The following is a 13321-nucleotide window of genomic DNA, read 5'->3' as shown; positions in this document are numbered from 1 at the left end:
GCCCGCGGCCGGCGCTTGATCCTCAAGGGCCGGCCGCCGAGCTCCACCCGGTCAACCCCCACCGAATTCAAGTGAATTGGCCCTCATGGTGACTTCGTCCGTCTCCGCCCCACCCCTGCCCGGAACCCGCCTGTGGACCAGGAACTTCGGCTTGTTCTTCACCGCCCGCATCGTGTCGATGCTGGGCGACATGATGATGCCGGTCGCCCTGGCCGTCGCGATGATCTCCCTCGGCTACGGGGTGAGCGGCATCGGGTACGCGCTGGGCGCCTGGATGGGGTCCTTCGCCCTCTTCATCGTGTTCGGCGGGGTGATCGCGGACCGTTTCCACCCCCTGCCGCAGATGATCGGCGCCGACGCGGTCCGGTGCGTGGCGCAGGGCTCCTTCGCCGTGTACCTCTGGCTCGGCCACCCCACCCTGTGGTTCGTCATCGGAGGATCGGTCCTCGGCGGCATCGCGACCGCGATGTTCCAGCCGGGCACCTCCAGCCTCGTCCCCCAGGTCTCCACCGACCCCACCCAGGCCAACGGGGTGCTGCGGGTGAGCCAGGGGATGGCCACGATGGCCGGGCCGGCGCTCGCCGGCGTCCTCGTCGCCGCCACCTCGACGGCCTGGGTCTTCGTGATCGACGCCGCCACCTTCGCGATCAGCGGGGTCTGCCTGCTCGCGCTGCGGCTCCCCCGCTTCGCACCCGACCGCTCGCAGTCCACCCTCACGAACCTGCGGGAGGGCTGGGACGAGTTCCGCTCCAGGTCCTGGCTGTGGACGGTGATCCTGATCTGGTGGGTGCTCGGGGTCTTCGTCTGGGGGCCGCTCACCCCGCTCGGCGCGGCCTCGATCATCGCCGAGCACGGCAAGGCCGCCTTCGGGTACGCGGAGGGCGCCTTCGGGGCCGGCTGCGTCCTCGGCGGGCTCGTCGCGATCCGGCTCCGCCCGGCCCGCCCGCTGCTCGGCGGCGGCTTCGCGATGTTCCTGTTCCCGATGATGCCGCTGGCCGCGGCCCTGGTTCCGGCCCTGCCGCTGCTCATGCTCGGTTACGCGATCAGCGGTGTGGGCTGGGCGTTCTGGGGCGTCCAGTGGTCCACCACGGTGCAGACCCAGATCCCCGAGGACCGGCTCAACCGCGTGACGGCGTACGAGGTGGGCGGTTCGATCCTCGCCATCCCCCTCGGCCAGGTCCTCTCGGGCCCGGCGAGCAGCCTCTTCGGCGTCCGCCCGCTCCTGCTGGCCGGCGCCGCGATCAGCCTCGGCTGCGCCCTCGCCCTCATCGTCGTCCGGCCCGTCCGCGGGCTCGTGCGGCGCGATACGGGGGCTATCCCCAGTGCCGGCAAGGACGGCGGCTCCTAGGGTGACGGGATGGAGTCGCAAGAGCTGAAGAAGGAACTCTCCGCCACGCTCGACGCCCGGCGGGAGCTGGGGGCGGAGTACGAGGCCGCGCTGGTGGACTCGTTCGTGGAGAAGGTCGACACGCAGGTGCGCCGGCGCCTCGCGGAGGAGCGGCTCTCCGCGGCCCGCGGCACCGGTCCGGGCGCGGCGGACTCCGCGGAAGGCAACTTCGGCGAGCGCTTCGGCTTCGCGATCATCACCCTGGTGCTGGCGATCCCGCTGTCCGCGATCGGCGCCGCACAGGCCGGTCTGAGCGGCCTGGTCGTGGCCTGGCTCGGCATCCTGGGCGTCAACTACGTCCACGCGGCGAAGTTCCGCGGGCTCCTCCGCGGCGAGCGCGGTACCGATCAGCTGGACTGACGGGCAGACAGCGCGGAGAGAAAACCCGGCTGGCCGCCCGCGGACATGTTTATGCGCGGGGACCGCCGCACCCCGGTTTCCCGGGGGCGGGACGACGGCGGTCCCCGCGCAGGACACGGGCCGGGTCAGGGCCGTCCGCGCGTCCGTGGCGTCCAACGCGGTCCGGGAGCCGCTCCGGAGGTGCGCCGACGCCGTTCGTGGTGCCGGCCGGGTCCCGGTTTCCCGGGCTTCCCTGCCGACAACCACCACTGTGCCGGAGCCTTGTTAAGCGGGTGCTGCCGTCACGTGTCGGGCCCGTACCGTTTGCGCGTCGTCCGCGCGCGGGCCCGTACCCGGACCCGAACGCGGACTCGAACGCAGCCTCGTACGGGCTACTTGGCGCCCTTGGCCAGGAACGCCAGCAGGTCCTGACGGCTCACCACACCGGTCGGCTTGCCCTCGACCAGCACGATCGCCGCGTCGGCCTCGCCGAGCACCGCCATCAGCTCGGAGACCGGCTCGCCCGAGCCGACCTGCGGCAGCGGCGCGCTCATGTGCTTCTCCAGCGGGTCACCGAGGGAGGCGCCGCCCGCGAACAGCGCCGCCAGCAGCTCCTTCTCGACCACGGAGCCGATGACCTCGGCCGCCATCACGTCGGGGTGACCGGCGCCCGGCTTGACGATCGGCATCTGCGAGACGCCGTACTCGCGCAGCACCTCGATGGCCTCCCCGACGGTCTCCTCGGGGTGCATGTGGACCAGGGAGGGAATGCCGCCCGCCTTGTCCGCGAGCACGTCCCGGATGCGGGCCGAGGGGCCCGCGTCCTCCAGGAAGCCGTGTCCGGCCATCCACTCGTCGTTGAAGATCTTGCTGATGTAGCCGCGCCCGCTGTCCGGGAGCAAGACGACGACCACGTCGTCCGGGCCGAGGCCCTCGGCCGCCCGCAGCGCGGCGACGACCGCCATGCCGCAGGAGCCGCCGACGAGCAGGCCCTCCTCCTTGGCGAGGCGGCGGGTCATCTGGAAGGAGTCCTTGTCGGACACCGCGATGATCTCGTCGGTCACGGTCGGGTCGTAGGCGGTCGGCCAGAAGTCCTCGCCGACGCCCTCGACGAGGTACGGGCGGCCCGAGCCGCCGGAGTAGACCGAGCCCTCGGGGTCCGCGCCGATGATCTTCACGCGGCCGTCGGAGGCCTCCTTGAGGTACCGGCCGGTGCCCGAGATCGTGCCGCCCGTGCCGACGCCGGCGACGAAGTGGGTGATCTTCCCCGCCGTCTGCTCCCAGAGCTCGGGGCCGGTGGTCTCGTAGTGCGAGCGCGAGTTGTTCGCGTTGCTGTACTGGTCGGGCTTCCAGGCGCCCGGGGTCTCGCGCACGAGGCGGTCGGACACGTTGTAGTACGAGTCCGGGTGCTCGGGGTCGACGGCGGTCGGGCAGACCACGACCTCGGCGCCGTACGCGCGCATCACGTTGATCTTGTCAGCCGAGACCTTGTCGGGGCAGACGAAGATGCACTTGTAGCCCTTCTGCTGGGCCACGATGGCGAGTCCTACACCCGTGTTGCCGCTCGTGGGCTCCACGATGGTGCCGCCGGGCTTGAGGGCTCCGCTCTGTTCGGCGGCCTCGATCATCCTGACGGCGATCCGGTCCTTCACGGATCCGCCGGGATTGAAGTACTCGACCTTGGCCAGCACGGTGGCCTGGAGGCCTTCGGTCACACGGTTGAGCTTCACCAGCGGGGTGTTGCCGACGAGGCTGATCATCGAGTCGTGGAATTGCACCATGTTCTCCAAGGAGGGGACTCCACGGGTTCTCCGGGAGGCACGGCCAGACTATGCGGAAAGGGATTGGCCGACCGGCCGTACGGGGCAGGTAGGTCAACAGGACGGCGGGGTCGGCGAATGCGACGCAGGGATCCGGCCAAGGGACCGAGAAGGTGGCTTGAAGGGTGTCCAGGGCGAGGACGGCCCGCCGCATCGCGGCGGGAGCGGCGTACGGCGGTGGCGGGCTCGGGCTCGTCGGAGCGGCCGCGGTGGGCCTGGTGGTGGCGGAGATGCAGTTCGCCAAGCGGACCGTCGGCACCGGCCTGCCGGATCCGCCGCGCGCGGACGGGCTGTACGGGAGCGAGTTCGGCGGCCCCGAGCTGAGTCCGGGCCCGCTGCGGTTCGGCGTGCTGGGCGATTCCACGGCCGCCGGGCTGGGGGTGCGGCGGGCCCGGCAGACTCCGGGCGCCCTGCTGGCCTCGGGGCTGGCGGCGGTGGCCGAGCGGCCGGTCGAGCTGCGCAACGTGGCGCTCTCGGGTGCCATGTCGGACGACCTGGACCGCCAGACGGGGCTGCTGCTGGATGGTGACGGCCCGGCCCCCGACGTGTGCGTGATCATGATCGGCGCCAATGACGTGACCCGCCGGATGCCGCCCACCCAGTCGGTGCGGCTGCTGACCGCGGCCGTACGCCGGCTGCGGCTCGCGGGCTCCGAGGTGGTGGTCGGCACCTGCCCGGACCTCGGCACCATCGAGCCGGTGTACCAGCCGCTGCGGTGGCTGGCCCGCCGGGTCTCGCGCCAGCTGGCCGCCGCCCAGACGATCGGGGTGCTCGCGCTGGGCGCCCGTACCGTCTCGATCGGCGACCTGATGGGAACGGAGTTCGCGGCGAACCCCCGCGAGATGTTCGGACCGGACTCCTACCACCCGTCGGCGGAGGGGTACGCGACCGCCGCGATGGCCATACTGCCGACCCTGTGCGCCGCCCTGGGCGTCTGGCCCGAGTCCGACCGGCTGGACGTCTCGCGCAACGAGGACATGCTCCCGGTGGCCAAGGCCGCCTCGGCCGCGGCGGGCCAGGCCGGCACGGAGGTGACCGGGGCCCGCGGCCCGTGGGCCCTGCTCAAATACCGGCGCAGGCGCCGGGTGCCGGGCGAGGACCTCACGGAGCAGACTGGAGGAGCCGCGCCGGCCGGCGGCGCGGCGGGCGGCAGCGCGGAGGCGCCCAGAGCGACCGGAGTCACATCGCAAGGGCAGTGACCTCGACGGTACGGGGCGGTAACTTCGCATGCGGTCCCGGTACGACACCACCTCCCTTGGAGCCCCGATGCCCGAAGCCGTCATCGTTTCCACCGCCCGTTCGCCGATCGGTCGCGCCTTCAAGGGATCCCTCAAGGACGTCCGCCCGGACGATCTGACCGCCACGATCATCCAGGCCGCCCTCGCCAAGGTCCCCGGGCTGGACCCGCGCGAGATCGACGACCTGATGCTGGGCTGCGGCCTGCCGGGCGGCGAGCAGGGCCACAACCTCGGCCGGATCGTCGCGGTGCAGATGGGCATGGACCACCTGCCCGCCACCACGATCACCCGCTACTGCGCCTCCTCGCTCCAGACCTCCCGGATGGCGCTGCACGCCATCAAGGCGGGCGAGGGCGACGTCTTCATCTCCGCGGGCGTCGAGATGGTCTCCCGGTCCGTGAACGGCTCCTCCGACGGCATCCCGGGCACGCACAACCCGCTCTTCGCCGAGTCCGAGGCCCGCACCAAGGAGGTCGGCGAGTCCACCGGCTCCTCCTGGCAGGACCCGCGCGAGGACGGCCGCACCCCCGACGCGTACATCGGGATGGGGCAGACCGCGGAGAACCTGGCCCGGCTCAAGGGCGTGACCCGCGCCGACATGGACGAGTTCGGCGTGCGCTCGCAGAACCTGGCCGAGGAAGCCATCAAGAACGGCTTCTGGGCCCGCGAGATCACCCCGGTCACCACCCCGGACGGCACGGTCGTCTCGCAGGACGACGGCCCCCGCGCCGGGGTCACCCTGGAGGCCGTCCAGGGCCTCAAGCCCGTCTTCCGCCCCGACGGCCTGGTCACGGCCGGCAACTGCTGTCCGCTGAACGACGGCGCCGCTGCCCTGGTCGTCATGAGCGACACCAAGGCGCGCGAGCTGGGCCTGACCCCGCTGGCCCGCATCGTCTCCACCGGCGTCACCGGCCTGTCCCCCGAGATCATGGGCCTGGGCCCGGTCGAGGCCTCCAAGCAGGCGCTGAAGCGGGCGGGCCTGACCGTCGGCGACATCGACCTGTTCGAGATCAACGAGGCCTTCGCGGCCCAGGTGATCCCCTCCTACCGGGACCTGGAGATCCCGCTGGAGAAGCTGAACGTCAACGGCGGGGCCATCGCCATCGGTCACCCGTTCGGGATGACCGGCGCGCGCATCACGGGCACGCTGATCAACAGCCTGCAGTTCCACGACAAGCAGTTCGGCCTCGAAACCATGTGCGTCGGCGGCGGTCAGGGCATGGCCATGATCATCGAGCGGCTGAGCTGAGCCGGAGCGGCGGGTAGGGGTCGTCCTGAGGCACGAAGGACGGCACCTGCCCGCCGCGGAGGCGAAGCTCAGCGCGACCACAGGATCGAGCGTCTCAGCTAGGTTTCGCCGGGCAAGGCCGTCGGGATCAAGAGCCGAGGCCAGGCGCCGTAAGGGATCCGCTTGATCCCGTACGCCGTGCTGACACCGAATCTAACCCTGTCGCGGCCATTCTGTGACCAAATGTCCCCCAGGATGTGACCTTAGTCCTGGGGGACCGTTGTTTTTGCAGGTCAGGCCTGGTTCGGGTGGGGCGCTCGGGACGAAAGGCCTGTCCAATTCATGACGTAATGCACTGCAAGCCATTCCCAGGGCAGGACAAGCTGATGTAGGAAGTCGGGGGATCGAATCAATCAGGAGTTAGTCAGTGAGCGCCATGTCTCTTGCCCTACTGCTGACCACGGCCGCTGCCACGGCCGTCGGCGCTGCTGCGCTGCACGCCGTCCACGGCCTGCGCAAGCAGGTCACCGCACTGCGCGGTGAGCTGACGGTGACGCATCCCCGTGGTGCCACCGTCCCGCACGCCCGCAGCGCCGTGGAGTCCCCCGCCGCCGAGATACGAGCCGCCGTCGCCGAGGCCCTCGCCGAGGAGCGCGAGCGCGAGCTCGCCGAGGCGCGCGCCTTCTGGGCCGCTCAGGAGGCGCGTGACGCCGCCGACGCCCCCTCGCTGCTGGGCGGCCTGTCCGCCCTCGGCGAGGAGAGCCCCGTCTTCGAGAGCCCCGTCTTCCTGCCCCGGCAGGCGGACATGGTCGGCCTGGAGCCGCTCCTGGGCGACGACGCCGAGGACTACCAGACCTACCCGGAGGACTCGGCCGAGCTGGCCGCCGCCCGCCGGCGCCACCCCTCGCACCCGGACTTCGTCCCCGTGCAGGCCTCGCACCCCGGCGCCGACCACGAGCGCACGGTCAACCGCCTGGAGGAGCTCGCGCAGGCCCGTACGGCCCTCGCGGACGTCCGCCCCGGCCCGCTGGGCACCCTGGACGTGTACGTCTTCACCGACGGCACCACGCTCTGCATGACCCCGGGACACCGGGAGACCGCCGAGCGGCTCGCCGACGCCCTGCGTTCGGGCAGCGCACCGGTCCTGCTGGGCGGCTCGGGCATCTCCGGCGCCTACGCGCTGACCTTCTCCTGCGGCGACTCCGAGGACCCGGACAGCAACGTCTACATCCTCGCCGACCGCGTCATCGCATCGCTCTGATCCAGCGCATCGGTTCGCGTCACCGCAGCGCCCCGGCTTCCGCCTGATCCACCAGCCGAACGGCCTCGTCCAGCATCTCGGACGGGGCCTTCGCCATGTCCGCAGCCGTAGCGCCACCGGGGCCGCCCGCAGCGGCGTGCAGGGCCTCGGCGAGGTCCAGCCCCGCCACGGCGAGCTGGTCGCCCACCACGAAGATCCCGGCGTCGGGCATCGTCCGCGCCGGAGCCGCCCCCGCGCCGTCCCCGGCGGCCGTGACGGCCGTGACGGCCGCCTCCAGCCGCTGCGCGCGCAGCGAGAGCTCCCGGGCCAGGTCCAGCGCCACCTCGGCGGCACCCTGCTGGAGGCGGCTCTGCGGCGCCGCCCGCAGCCGGTCGGCGAAACGTTCCACGGCGGCGGTCAGGGGTGAGGTATCGAGCACCCGGCCGACCTTACGCGCCGCCGCGGCGCCATTGCCAACGGGCGAACTCTCCGGCACGGTGGCGTGAAGAGAACAGCACAGCACGGCGATAACCCCCGGAGGCGCCCATGTCCGTCGAGTTCTCCGAACAGACCCACCGCAACATGATCGACAGAATCCCCCAGACCACCGGTCGTGAACTCTCCGACTGGCTCCGGGCCGTGGACGACGGCCCCTCCCTCGTCCGGTTCGAAGAGAAGGTCAGCTGGCTGCTCGGCGCGCACGAGCTGTCGTACGGCCAGGCCAAGGCGATCATCCACGAGCACGACCTGCGCAGGGCCGCCCGCAAGTTCGGCTGAGCCGGCCCCTGCCCCCGTCCGCAGCCCCGACGTCCCGACCGTCCGATCACTCGATCCGCTGACCCCCGACATGCGGGAAGGCCCCGCGAGCATGTGCTCGCGGGGCCTTCCTCTGCTCAAGCAGTGCGTACTAGTCGCCCTTGAGGATGGAGATCAGGCGCAGCATCTCCATGTAGATCCACACCAGGGTCATGGTGAGGCCGAAGGCCGCCAGCCAGGACTCCTCGCGGGGGGCGCCGTAGGCCACGCCGTCCTCGACCATCTTGAAGTCCATGGCGAGGAAGGCGGCACCGAGCAGGATGCCGATGACACCGAAGAGGATGCCGAGGCCGCCGCTGCGGAAGCCGAGGCCGTCGCCGCCGGCAAAGACGGAGAACAGCAGGTTGACGACCATCAGGAGCATGAAGCCCATGGCGGCGGCCATCACGAAGCCGACGAAGCGGCGGTTCACCCTGATCCAGCGCATCTTGTAGGCGACCAGCACGCCGGCGAAGACGCACATCGTGCCCATGACGGCCTGGACGACCGTACCGGGGCTGACGTAGGTGCTCACGGCCGAGCTGATGACGCCGAGGAAGACACCCTCGAACGCCGCGTACGCCAGGATCAGCGCGGGGACCGGCTTGGCCTTGAACGACTGGATCATCGCGAAGACGAACGCGATGAGCGCGGCGCCGATGGCGATGCCGTACGACTTGTTGATGTTGGCCGGGTCGACCGGAAGCGCGATCCAGGAGATGGCCGCCGTCAGGACGACCGTGCCGAGCGTCAGAGCCGTACGGCTCACGACGTCGTCGATGGTCATCGCATTGCCGCGGACCGGCGCCTGCGGCATACCCGTGGCCGGGTCGGTCGCGTAGGGGTTGGTCGCGTACGGGTTGGTGGCGGTCCCGGCCTGGGCCTGGGGCTGCTGCGTGCCGAAGCCCGCGTTAGCACCGTTGTCGCGGCTGAATCCCCGTCGCGAGAAGACCGGGTTGCTGCTCCTCATCTCACTCCTCCATGGCCACCGTGCGCGGCCTTGGAATCAAGAGTAATGCGAACGCAAAGGAATCGCCCTACTGCTGGAGGAGGATCTTTCCCCGCCGGTACGGGCCCGCTCCGCGGGTACAGGCGGGGGTACCCGTGGCGCCCCCGCCCTCACGCGTTCCGGCCTGAATCGGAACATCGTCACCATCATCGTGCCCGAAGCCGGACTTGAACCGGCACGACCCGAGGGTCAGCGAGGTTTAAGCTCGCCGTGTCTGCATTCCACCATCCGGGCAGGGCGTAGCGGCCCCGTAGGAAAAGCCTTGAACGCTGCGCCGAGCCTATCCGGAACACTTGCGCCCTCACCTGGGCGTCTCGCCGATGTTGTCTGATTTTATTGGCGATTGATGGCACGTCAGGGGACAGAAGGCGCGGTCGGCACGTTCCGGGCGTCGATCATGGCCGCCGCGGGATTGACGGGATTTCGATGGCCCGCGCCACCCCGCACGCCACCCCGTGCGCCACCCCCTCGGCCCGGCTCCGTTTCCGCCCCCGTTCCGCCTCCTCCCCGCCTCCGGTCCCGTCCCCGCTCCGGCCTCCGCCGAGGCCTTCGCTCGGGCCTCCACCAGCCGCCCCCGGGGCCGCCCGGCCGACGGCCTCCCCCGTACTCGCACCGGGCGGCTGTCATACCAAAGGAGGAGGCGCGGCCCTCCGCGGTCAGACTCCGGTGGCCCGGAGAACGGGCATCACGGCTGATCCGGAGCGGGGGTGGGCGCCGCGACGATGGAGGGGTCCCGCCGACCGCGGACCGTGAGCCAGGTCCGCATGCCCCGCCCCCGACAGGAGTCGCCCCCGTGACCACCATGAACTACGCCCCGCACACCGCCCAGGCCGTCGCCGCGCGCGCCTCCGGGCTCTCCAAGGTGTACGGCCAGGGCGAGACCCAGGTGGTCGCTCTGGACAACGTCTCCGTGGACTTCGCGCAGGGCCAGTTCACCGCGATCATGGGCCCCTCGGGCTCCGGCAAGTCCACGCTGATGCACTGCGTCGCCGGCCTGGACACCTTCTCCGCCGGGTCCGTCCGCATCGGCGAGACCGAGCTGTCCACCCTGAAGGACAAGCAGCTCACGCAGCTGCGCCGGGACAAGATCGGCTTCATCTTCCAGGCCTTCAACCTGCTGCCGACCCTGACGGCCCTGGAGAACGTCACGCTCCCCATGGACATCGCCGGCCGCAAGCCCGACAAGCAGTGGCTGGACTCGGTGATCAACATGGTCGGCCTCTCCGACCGCCTCTCCCACCGCCCCACCCAGCTCTCCGGCGGCCAGCAGCAGCGCGTGGCCGTGGCCCGCGCCCTGGCCTCCCGCCCCGAGATCATCTTCGGTGACGAGCCCACCGGAAACCTCGACTCGCGCTCCGGCGCCGAGGTCCTCGGCTTCCTGCGCAACTCCGTGCGCGAGCTCGGCCAGACCGTCGTCATGGTCACCCACGACCCGGTCGCCGCCTCCTACGCGGACCGCGTCATCTTCCTCGCCGACGGCCGCATCGTCGACGAGATGATCCAGCCCACCGCGGACGGCGTGCTCGACCGCATGAAGGCCTTCGACGCCAAGGGCCGCACCAGCTGAGGGACGCGCCCCCTCGCAGCCGTCCCTCCCCGCTGACCCCACAGACCTGGATCCCTCCACCATGTTCCGTACCGCCCTGCGCAACGTGCTCGCGCACAAGGCCCGGCTGCTGATGACGGTGCTCGCCGTCGTCCTCGGCGTCGCCTTCGTCTCCGGCACGCTCGTCTTCACCGACACCGTCGGCAAGGCGATGTCGAACCAGTCCGCCAAGAGCTTCGACGGCGTGGCCGTCTCGGTCACCTCCCACGGCCCCTCCCGCAACGAGGCGGGCGTCAAGGAGGGCGAGCCGGGCATCAGCCAGCAGTCCCTCGACAAGGTCAAGGCACTGAGCGGCGTCGACAGCGCCTCCGGCCGCGTCCACGGCTTCGCCGCCGTGGGCGACCAGGACGGCAAGCTGATCGGCAACGGCTGGTCCAACACCGGCGCCAACTTCGTCCCCCTCAAGGACGGCAAGGACCCCCGCTACGCCTTCACCGAGGGCAACGGCCCGGCCAAGGCCGGCGAGATCGCCCTCGACAAGGACACGGCCAAGCGCGGCGCGTACAAGGTGGGCGACAAGGTCCGGGTGGCCGACAACGGCCCGGCCAAGGAGTACACGCTCGCCGGCGTCTTCACCACCGAGGACGGCGCGGTCAACGCGGGCGGCTCGCTCGTCCTGTTCGACACCCCGACCGCCCAGCAGCTCTACCTGCAGCCCGGCTACTACGACGAGCTCGCGGTCAGCGCCAAGGCCGGCGCCTCCGCCGACCAGCTGCTCGCCGAGATCAAGCCGATCGTCGGCAAGGACGCCAAGGCCCAGACCGGCGCGGCGCTCGCGGCCGAGCAGGCCAAGGACATCGAAGCCGGCATGGGCAGCATGAACCAGATGCTGCTGACCTTCGCGCTGATCTCGCTCTTCGTCGGCATCTTCCTGATCTACAACACCTTCACCATGCTGGTCGCCCAGCGCACGAAGGAGCTGGCCCTGCTGCGCGCCGTCGGCGCCAACCGCGGCCAGGTCAAGCGCTCGGTCCTGGCCGAGGCCCTGGTCGTCGGCGTGATCTCCTCCGCCATCGGCCTGATCGCCGGTGTCGGACTGGCCGTCGCCATGCGCTCCGCGATGAACGCCTTCGACGTCAAGATCCCGGCCGGTCCGCTGGTCGTCGCCCCGGCCACCATCGCCGCCGCGATCGGCATCGGCATCGTCGTCACGATGCTCGCCGCCTGGCTGCCCGCACGCCGTACCGCCAAGATCTCCCCGGTCGCCGCCATGGGCAGCGCCCACCTGCCGGCCTCCGCCAAGTCCCTGGTGCTGCGCAACAGCATCGGCGGCGCCGTCACCCTGCTCGGCCTGCTGGGCATCCTCGGCGGCGCGATGACGGGCAAGGACGGCAAGATGCTCATCGGCGCCGGCGCCTTCCTCACCATGATCGGCATCATCATCCTGCTGCCGGCCCTCTCCCGCCCGGTCATCGCGGCGGTCCGCCCGCTGCTGGAGAAGGCCTTCGGCGTCGCCGGCAAGCTGGCCGCGCAGAACGCGGTCCGCAACCCGCGCCGCACCGCCGTCACCGCCGCCTCGCTGGCCATCGGCCTGACCCTGGTCACCGCCCTGTCCGTGCTCGGCATCACGATGGGCAAGGCCATCGACCGGATGACGACGGACAACCTCAAGGCCGACTACAAGGTCTCCATGGGCGAAGCCTTCGGCAGCATGAACCCCTCGGTGCTCCCCGCCCTGGAGAAGGCCCCGGGCGTCAAGGCCGTCTCCCCGCAAATGGCCGGCGGCATCCGGACCGGCGACGGCGACGACTACCAGTCCGTCTCCGGCGTCAACCCGGCCACCATCGGGCAGCTCCTCAACTTCGACGTGGTCAGCGGGCAGCTGACCAGCCTCGCCAAGGGCGAAGTGGCGGTCGCCGAGAAGACCGCGAAGGAGAACGGCCTGTCGGTGGGCTCCACCCTCAAGACCACCTTCGACGACAACAAGAAGGCGGACCTGAAGGTCGGCGCGATCTACAAGGACATGGAGGGCATGCTCTCCCCCTACGTGATCGACTACAACATCCTCGGCAAGCACAGCGAGGAGCCGTACATCCGCGAGGTCTTCGTCAAGATGGACGGCGGCGCCTCCGAGAAGGGCGAGAAGGCCCTCGTCGACGCCCTCGGCAAGAACCCGGCGATCACCTTCGCCACCCAGCAGGACATCCGCAACGAGATGGGCGGCATGATCAACACCGCCCTGAACATCATGTACGGCCTGCTGGCCATGGCGCTGATCATCTCGGTCCTGGGCGTCGTCAACACCCTGGCGATGTCCGTCTACGAGCGGACGCAGGAGATCGGCATGCTGCGCGCCATCGGCCTGGACCGCGGCCGGGTCAAGAACATGATCCGGCTGGAAGCCATCGTGATCTCCCTCTTCGGCGCGGTCATCGGCGTGGCCCTCGGCACCTTCATCGCCTGGGCCGTCGGCGAGACCATCAAGGGCTCGATCCCGAACTACGCCCTGGTGATCCCCTTCGACCGGATCGCGATCTTCATGCTGCTGGCCGGCATCGTCGGCGCCCTGGCGGCCATGTGGCCCGCCCGCAGCGCGGCCCGGCTGAACATGCTGACCGCGATCAAGACGGAGTAGCCGGGACAGCCGTAGGAGCGCATCCGTACGAAGCCGCAGGGCCCCGCGACATCCCGTCGCGGGGCCCTGCGGCGTTTCCCGGCC

At 70.8% G+C, this 13321-nt stretch carries 11 protein-coding genes and 1 tRNA gene; 8 read left to right on the top strand and 4 right to left on the bottom strand.

Annotated elements, in window-relative coordinates; all coding sequences use genetic code 11:
- Positions 1 to 85: 85 nt before the first annotated feature.
- Both OG276_RS22695 and OG276_RS22690 read left to right on the top strand, forming a co-directional pair.
- Complete coding sequence (locus OG276_RS22695) at positions 86 to 1348, top strand: MFS transporter (protein WP_266908179.1); 1263 nt, start codon at positions 86 to 88, stop codon at positions 1346 to 1348.
- 9 nt (positions 1349 to 1357) lie between these two features.
- Positions 1358 to 1747, top strand: a complete 390-nt coding sequence (locus OG276_RS22690; protein ID WP_266908177.1) for a hypothetical protein — start codon at positions 1358 to 1360, stop codon at positions 1745 to 1747.
- A 371-nt stretch (positions 1748 to 2118) separates the two neighbouring features.
- Here OG276_RS22690 and OG276_RS22685 read toward each other — a convergent pair whose 3' ends face one another.
- Positions 2119 to 3504 carry a cystathionine beta-synthase gene (locus tag OG276_RS22685; protein WP_266913028.1) on the bottom strand — a complete coding sequence of 462 codons (1386 nt, stop codon included), beginning with the start codon at positions 3502 to 3504 and terminating at the stop codon, positions 2119 to 2121.
- A 167-nt stretch (positions 3505 to 3671) separates the two neighbouring features.
- On the opposite strand from OG276_RS22685, the gene OG276_RS22680 reads away from it, so the two are divergent.
- The 3 genes from OG276_RS22680 (at position 3672) to OG276_RS22670 (ending at position 7273) form a co-directional block, all read left to right on the top strand.
- Entirely contained in the window at positions 3672 to 4745 is a 1074-nt protein-coding gene (locus tag OG276_RS22680) for an SGNH/GDSL hydrolase family protein (protein ID WP_266908175.1), read from the top strand.
- A gap of 67 nt (positions 4746 to 4812) precedes the next feature.
- The gene (locus OG276_RS22675; protein WP_266908173.1) at positions 4813 to 6033 is read left to right on the top strand and encodes an acetyl-CoA C-acetyltransferase; all 1221 of its coding nucleotides are present in this window, start codon (positions 4813 to 4815) and stop codon (positions 6031 to 6033) included.
- A gap of 415 nt (positions 6034 to 6448) precedes the next feature.
- A complete protein-coding gene (locus OG276_RS22670) occupies positions 6449 to 7273 on the top strand; it encodes a hypothetical protein (protein WP_266908171.1) in 825 nt (274 codons plus the stop codon).
- Between the two features lie 19 nt (positions 7274 to 7292).
- Here OG276_RS22670 and OG276_RS22665 read toward each other — a convergent pair whose 3' ends face one another.
- Positions 7293 to 7691 (bottom strand): hypothetical protein, encoded by a 399-nt coding sequence (locus OG276_RS22665; protein WP_266908169.1) that lies wholly within the window; start codon positions 7689 to 7691, stop codon positions 7293 to 7295.
- A gap of 107 nt (positions 7692 to 7798) precedes the next feature.
- Here OG276_RS22665 and OG276_RS22660 point away from each other — a divergent pair, with 107 nt between their 5' ends.
- Positions 7799 to 8029: a DUF4287 domain-containing protein gene (locus OG276_RS22660; RefSeq protein WP_266908167.1), complete on the top strand. Its 231-nt coding sequence runs from the start codon at positions 7799 to 7801 to the stop codon at positions 8027 to 8029.
- Positions 8030 to 8159: 130 nt separating this feature from the next.
- On the opposite strand, the gene OG276_RS22655 is transcribed toward OG276_RS22660, so the two are convergent.
- Together OG276_RS22655 and OG276_RS22650 are read right to left on the bottom strand one after the other, a co-directional pair.
- The gene (locus OG276_RS22655; RefSeq protein WP_266908165.1) at positions 8160 to 9017 is read right to left on the bottom strand and encodes a Bax inhibitor-1/YccA family protein; all 858 of its coding nucleotides are present in this window, start codon (positions 9015 to 9017) and stop codon (positions 8160 to 8162) included.
- A 191-nt stretch (positions 9018 to 9208) separates the two neighbouring features.
- Positions 9209 to 9290 (bottom strand) — tRNA-Leu (locus tag OG276_RS22650).
- 568 nt (positions 9291 to 9858) lie between these two features.
- On the opposite strand from OG276_RS22650, the gene OG276_RS22645 reads away from it, so the two are divergent.
- Entirely contained in the window at positions 9859 to 10623 is a 765-nt protein-coding gene (locus tag OG276_RS22645; protein ID WP_266913026.1) for an ABC transporter ATP-binding protein, read from the top strand.
- Between the two features lie 61 nt (positions 10624 to 10684).
- Complete coding sequence (locus OG276_RS22640) at positions 10685 to 13237, top strand: ABC transporter permease (protein ID WP_266908163.1); 2553 nt, start codon at positions 10685 to 10687, stop codon at positions 13235 to 13237.
- The last annotated feature ends 84 nt before the right edge of the window (positions 13238 to 13321 follow it).

This window comes from Streptomyces sp. NBC_00086, assembly GCF_026343255.1.
Classification (GTDB): Bacteria; Actinomycetota; Actinomycetes; order Streptomycetales; family Streptomycetaceae; genus Streptomyces.
This window is presented reverse-complemented; position numbering and strand designations above follow the sequence as displayed.

Bases quoted from the DNA above. Each gene is read 5' to 3' on its own strand.
- OG276_RS22640 (WP_266908163.1), top strand. From the start codon at position 10,685: ATGTTCCGTACCGCCCTGCGCAACGTGCTCGCGCACAAGGCCCGGCTG.
- OG276_RS22660 (WP_266908167.1), top strand. From the start codon at position 7,799: ATGTCCGTCGAGTTCTCCGAACAGACCCACCGCAACATGATCGACAGA.
- OG276_RS22695 (WP_266908179.1), top strand. From the start codon at position 86: ATGGTGACTTCGTCCGTCTCCGCCCCACCCCTGCCCGGAACCCGCCTG.
- OG276_RS22655 (WP_266908165.1), bottom strand. From the start codon at position 9,017: ATGAGGAGCAGCAACCCGGTCTTCTCGCGACGGGGATTCAGCCGCGAC.
- OG276_RS22670 (WP_266908171.1), top strand. From the start codon at position 6,449: ATGTCTCTTGCCCTACTGCTGACCACGGCCGCTGCCACGGCCGTCGGC.
- OG276_RS22690 (WP_266908177.1), top strand. From the start codon at position 1,358: ATGGAGTCGCAAGAGCTGAAGAAGGAACTCTCCGCCACGCTCGACGCC.
- OG276_RS22645 (WP_266913026.1), top strand. From the start codon at position 9,859: ATGAACTACGCCCCGCACACCGCCCAGGCCGTCGCCGCGCGCGCCTCC.
- OG276_RS22675 (WP_266908173.1), top strand. From the start codon at position 4,813: ATGCCCGAAGCCGTCATCGTTTCCACCGCCCGTTCGCCGATCGGTCGC.